A 4,967-nucleotide genomic window follows, 5' to 3' on the forward strand; every position below is an offset into this window, starting at 1 on the left:
CCCCGTCGAGCGCATGATGCGCGACGCCAAGATCACCCAGATCTACGAAGGCACCAACCAGGTCCAGCGCATCGTCATGGCCCGCAACCTCCCGTGACCACCAGCCCCTCGAAAGGAGACAGGCCGTGACCCTGAAGATCGCTGTCTGTGTGAAGTACGTCCCCGACGCGACCGGCGACCGCGGTTTCGCCGACGACCTGACGACCGACCGCGAGGCCGTGGACGGGCTGCTGTCGGAGCTCGACGAGTACGCGGTCGAGCAGGCCCTCCGCATCTCCGAGGAGTCCGACGACGCCGAGGTCACCGTCGTGACGGTCGGCCCGGACGACGCCAAGGACGCCCTGCGCAAGGCGCTCTCCATGGGCGCCGACAAGGCCGTCCACGTCAACGACGACGACATCCACGGCTCCGACGTGATCGCCACCTCAGCGATCCTGGCCAAGGCCCTGGAGAAGACCGGTTTCGACCTGGTCGTCTGCGGCATGGCCTCGACCGACGGCACGATGGGCGTGCTGCCCGCGCTGCTCGCCGAGCGTCTGGGTCTGCCGCAGGTCACCCTGCTGTCGGAGCTCTCCGTCGAGGACGGCGTGGTGAAGGGCCGTCGTGACGGCGACGCCGCCACCGAGGTCCTGGAGGCCCCGCTGCCGGCCGTCGTCTCGGTCACCGACCAGTCCGGCGAGGCCCGTTACCCCTCCTTCAAGGGGATCATGGCCGCCAAGAAGAAGCCGGTCGAGGAGCTGGACCTGGACGACCTGGGGATCGACGCCGACGAGGTCGGCCTCGCCGGGTCGTGGACCCTGGTCGACGCCGTGGCCGCCCGCCCGGCCCGCACCCAGGGCACGATCGTCACGGACGAGGGCGAGGGCGGCAAGCAGCTCGCCGCCTTCCTCGCCGCCCAGAAGTTCATCTGACCCACCGTCACCCACCTCAGGAGCAAGGAATCATGGCTGAGATCCTGGTTCTCGTGGACCACGCCGACGGTGCGGTCCGCAAGCCGGCCCTCGAACTGCTGACGCTGGCCCGCCGCATCGGCGAGCCCTCGGCGGTCGTCCTCGGCGCCGGCGAGGCCGCCGCCTCGATCGCCGCCACGGCCGGCGAGTACGGCGCGGCCACCGTGTACGTCGCGGACAGCGCCGAGTTCACCGAGCAGCTCGTCGTCCCGAAGGTCGATGCGCTCACCCAGCTCGCCCGGGAGAAGGGGGCGGCCGCCGTCCTGGTGACCTCCTCCGGCGAGGGCAAGGAGATCGCGGCCCGTGTCGCGCTCCGCCTCGGCTCCGGCCTGATCACCGACGCCGTGGAGCTGGAGGCCGGGGACGGGGGCCCGGTCGCCACGCAGTCCGTCTTCGCCGCCTCGTACCAGGTGAGGTCCACGGTCTCGCGCGGCGTCCCGGTCATCACCGTCAAGCCGAACTCCGCCGCCCCGGAGGCCGCTCCGGCCGCCGGTATGGTCGAGGAGGTCACGGTCGCCTTCACCGGCAACGCCGCCAGGGTCGTCTCGCGCACCCCGCGCGTCTCCACCGGCCGCCCCGAGCTGACCGAGTCCGCGATCGTGGTCTCCGGCGGCCGCGGCGTCGGCGCGGCCGAGGGCTTCGCGGTCGTCGAGAAGCTGGCCGACTCGCTCGGCGCGGCCGTCGGCGCCTCCCGGGCCGCCGTGGACGCCGGCTGGTACCCGCACTCCAACCAGGTCGGCCAGACCGGCAAGCAGGTCTCGCCGCAGCTGTACGTGGCGGCGGGCATCTCCGGCGCGATCCAGCACCGGGCCGGCATGCAGACCTCGAAGACGATCGTCGCGGTCAACAAGGACCCCGAGGCCCCGATCTTCGACCTGGTCGACTACGGCGTGGTCGGCGACCTCTTCGAGGTGCTGCCGCAGCTGACGGACGAGATCGGCGCGCGTTGATCCCGTAGCCGGAGCGGGAAGGGGCGGGTGGCACTCTGTGCCACCCGCCCCTTCCCCGTGTACGCGCCCGGCGGCTCAGTACCAGCCGTCGAGGGGGACCTCCTCGCAGAGCCGGACGACCGGCCTGCGCCCGGCGGAGGCGGTGCCGGAGAGCTTGACCCGGACGCCGGGGCGCACCGCGTGCAGCGGTCCGTCGACGCGGCAGCGGACGACGAAGCCCTCCGTCATGTGGACCGGCCAGAGGTCGGCGTCAGCGGCAGCGACCCCGCGCCGTACGGATATCACGCCCTCGCCCTCGCTCAGTTCGGGCGCCAGGTCGGTCGACCCGCAGGTCGGGCAGAGCAGACGCTGGAACGTCGTGGTGTGGCACCAGCGGCAGCGCTGGAAGTACAGCTCGGACTCGGGGGCCGACTCCTCGGCCTGGACGGCGGTCCCGCTCCTCATTCCCGTGTGGAACACGATGCCTTCTCCTTGCACTCGGCGGCTCGACCGTGCATGGAGCAAAGGTATGGCACTGAGTGCCATCAAATAAAGACCTGAGTTCCCTCAATTCGAGATACCGAGGACCCTGAGGCCGTACGGTGACCCTCCGGAGATCCCCCGGTGACCCCTCAGCCCTCTCCGAGGCTCGACTCCACCTCGCGCACCACGCGCCACATGGGGGTGGAACGCTTGGTGATCACCACGACGACGTCCTCGGCCTCCTCGGCCGGCGCGTCCGCCGACGGGCCGTCGGCGGCCCAGGTGGAGCGGACGAACTCCAGGGCCCCGTCGACCTCCGCCAGCGGGTCGCCCTCGCCGCCCGAGCGCAGCCAGTGCCGCAGGGCGTGGTTGTGGGCGGCGACCACGGCCGCCGCGACGACGTTGGCGCGCAGGGTGCCGTCCCTGCGGTCGGCCCAGCGGGTGCGCAGGTAGTCGCCGAGGGTCTTCTCGTACCGCCAGACCACCGACAGCTCGTACGTGCGCAGTCCGGCCACCTCCCGGGTGAGCCGGTAGCGCTGGACGGAGAAGGTGGGGTTCTCGGCGTACATCCGCATGACGAGCCGGGCTGCGTCGCAGACGCGGACGACCGGGTCGTCGGAGTCGGCGCTCGCGGCGAGGAAGCGGGTCATGTCGGCGAGGCACTGCTCGTGGTCGGGGAAGACCACGTCCTCCTTGGACGGGAAGTACCGGAAGAAGGACCGCCGGCCGACGCCCGCGAGCGTGACGATGTCGTCGACGGTGGTCTGCTCGTAGCCGCGCTCCAGGAAGAGCTGGAAGGCCGCGGCGATGAGGGAGTCCCGCATCGCGGGCTTCGTGGAGTTCGTCGAGGCTGTTCCCATGGCCCGAACCTAACACCCGCACGGGCCCCTGCGGCACTAGGTGCCGGGAGAATCCGGCACCTAGTGCCGCGACGGGGGTACGGAGGCCCCGGGGGAGCCCCGGAACCCGCGCCCGGCCCTCCGGCGCCCCCGGGCCCGCACAAGCCCGTTCAGACCCGTTCAGGCCCGTTCAGGCCCGCATCGGGGCCGTTCGGGGCCTCGACTCAGGGCCTCAGCGGGCGCTCATGCGCAGGGCGCCGTCCATCCGGATCGTCTCGCCGTTGAGGTAGTCGTGCTCGGCGACCATCGTCACGAGCCGGGCGTACTCCTCCGGGCGCGCGAGGCGCTGCGGGAAGGTGACGCTCGCGGCGAGACCGGCCCGGACGTCCTCGCCGAAGCCGGCCATCATCGGGGTGTCGACGATGCCGGGGGCGATGGTGACGACCCGGATGCCGAACTGCGCCAGGTCGCGGGCGGCCGTGACGGTCATCCCGGCGACGCCCGCCTTGGAGGCGGCGTACGCGATCTGTCCGACCTGGCCCTCGAAGGCGGCGATGGAGGCGGTGTTGACGACGAGGCCGCGCTGTCCGTGCTCGTCGGGCTCGTGGCGGGCGATGGCCTCGGCGGCGAGCCGCATCACGTTGAAGGTGCCGAGCAGGTTGACGTGGAGCACCGTACGGAACAGGTCGAGTTCGTGCGGCCCCTTGCGGCCCAAGATGCGGGCGGAGGGGGCGATGCCCGCACAGTTCACGGCGAGCCGCAGCTCGGCGCCGTCGGCGTCGACCGCGGCGAGCGCCTCGCGGACCTGGTCCTCGTCGGTGACGTCCGCGGCGAGCAGCCGGACGCCCTCGGGCAGCGGTCCGGCGGCGGCCACGGCCTTGTCCAGGTCCAGACCGTAGACGGTGGCGCCGCGCGCGGCGAGTGCGGCGGCGGTGGCGGCGCCGAGGCCGGAAGCGGCGCCGGTGACGAGAGCGGCGGAGCCGGCGATGTCCATGGAACTCCTCGTTCGTGTCGTGCGGGTGCGACCCTGCCGCCGGGATGGCCGCCGGATCGGGCGCGTGCCCGCGGAGGACCGCGCGGTCCGCGCGATCTGCGCCGCCCACCATAGAACCGTGTGCGCCGCCCCCGGAAGCGGAGACCGAGCCGAGGTCCGCCCCGGAGGGCCGGACCTCTTCACCGAGCCGTCGGGCGGCCGGGCCGCCCGACACCCGGGGGCAGGTCCCCCGCCCCTCGACACCCAGCCGGCTCCGACCGACGACCTCGCCTGAGCAGGCGTCAGAAAGACTTGTGAGGAGGTGCGCGGGCGCTGCCCCGTGCGGGGCCTCCTCCGCACGGGGGTCGACCGATCGGCTGACCCCGGGGTCAGCCGTTGCGGGCGCCGGGCGCAGCCGGGACGACGACGGACGGCGGCGGGGTGCGGCACCAGGATGGGTGACGGAGCGGGCCACGGCTTCCCGACGGCCCCCGCGGTCAACCGAGTTCACTGGAGCAGATCCCATGAAGCACGTGAAGAAGGCCCCCTCGCGCACCCGCGTCGTGACCGGTGGCGCGATCGTCGCCGCCCTCGCCCTCGGCGGCTTCGGGGCCTACTCCGCGAGTGCCACCGGCAAGGACGCGACGGCCGCTCCGGCCGCCGCCGAGGCGGACGCCAGGAACAAGAACACCACGCGCTCCACGCACCTGACGATCGAGGCGGCCACGCAGGCCGCGCAGGCGACGCTGGACGCCGCGCAGAAGGAGAACCAGCGGGTCTCCGTCGCGGTCGT

At 72.7% G+C, this 4,967-nt stretch carries 6 protein-coding genes and 1 pseudogene; 4 read left to right on the plus strand and 3 right to left on the minus strand.

The features are described 5' to 3' along the window. The 3 genes from ACZ66Z_RS36565 to ACZ66Z_RS36575 all read left to right on the plus strand — a co-directional run. Window positions 1–97, plus strand: a 97-nt coding sequence (locus tag ACZ66Z_RS36565; protein ID WP_157849844.1) for an acyl-CoA dehydrogenase family protein, incomplete at its 5' end; no start/stop codon positions are given. A 28-nt stretch (window positions 98–125) separates the two neighbouring features. Continuing rightward, a complete protein-coding gene (locus ACZ66Z_RS36570; RefSeq protein ID WP_469940286.1) occupies window positions 126–911 on the plus strand; it encodes an electron transfer flavoprotein subunit beta/FixA family protein in 786 nt (261 codons plus the stop codon). 32 nt (window positions 912–943) lie between these two features. After that, window positions 944–1,900, plus strand: coding sequence for an electron transfer flavoprotein subunit alpha/FixB family protein (locus ACZ66Z_RS36575; RefSeq protein WP_469940287.1), 957 nt, complete (start codon window positions 944–946; stop codon window positions 1,898–1,900). A gap of 75 nt (window positions 1,901–1,975) precedes the next feature. On the opposite strand, the gene ACZ66Z_RS36580 is transcribed toward ACZ66Z_RS36575, so the two are convergent. The 3 genes from ACZ66Z_RS36580 to ACZ66Z_RS36590 form a co-directional block, all read right to left on the minus strand. Next, on the minus strand, window positions 1,976–2,359 hold the full coding sequence (locus ACZ66Z_RS36580) for a zinc ribbon domain-containing protein (protein WP_469940289.1): 384 nt from the start codon (window positions 2,357–2,359) through the stop codon (window positions 1,976–1,978). Between the two features lie 152 nt (window positions 2,360–2,511). Beyond that, a complete protein-coding gene (locus tag ACZ66Z_RS36585) occupies window positions 2,512–3,222 on the minus strand; it encodes a TetR family transcriptional regulator (protein WP_469940290.1) in 711 nt (236 codons plus the stop codon). A gap of 211 nt (window positions 3,223–3,433) precedes the next feature. Next, window positions 3,434–4,195 (minus strand): SDR family NAD(P)-dependent oxidoreductase, encoded by a 762-nt coding sequence (locus ACZ66Z_RS36590; protein WP_469940292.1) that lies wholly within the window; start codon window positions 4,193–4,195, stop codon window positions 3,434–3,436. Between the two features lie 512 nt (window positions 4,196–4,707). Between ACZ66Z_RS36590 and ACZ66Z_RS36595 the strand changes: the two are divergent. Beyond that, window positions 4,708–4,967 (plus strand): annotated as a pseudogene (locus tag ACZ66Z_RS36595) (heme-binding protein); the annotation flags it as partial.

The sequence above is a fragment of the Streptomyces sp. NPDC107498 genome (genome assembly GCF_055582805.1).

Coding starts and splice junctions, on each gene's coding strand:
- ACZ66Z_RS36575 (WP_469940287.1), top strand. CDS start 944: ATGGCTGAGATCCTGGTTCTCGTGGACCACGCCGACGGTGCGGTCCGC.
- ACZ66Z_RS36585 (WP_469940290.1), bottom strand. CDS start 3,222: ATGGGAACAGCCTCGACGAACTCCACGAAGCCCGCGATGCGGGACTCC.
- ACZ66Z_RS36590 (WP_469940292.1), bottom strand. CDS start 4,195: ATGGACATCGCCGGCTCCGCCGCTCTCGTCACCGGCGCCGCTTCCGGC.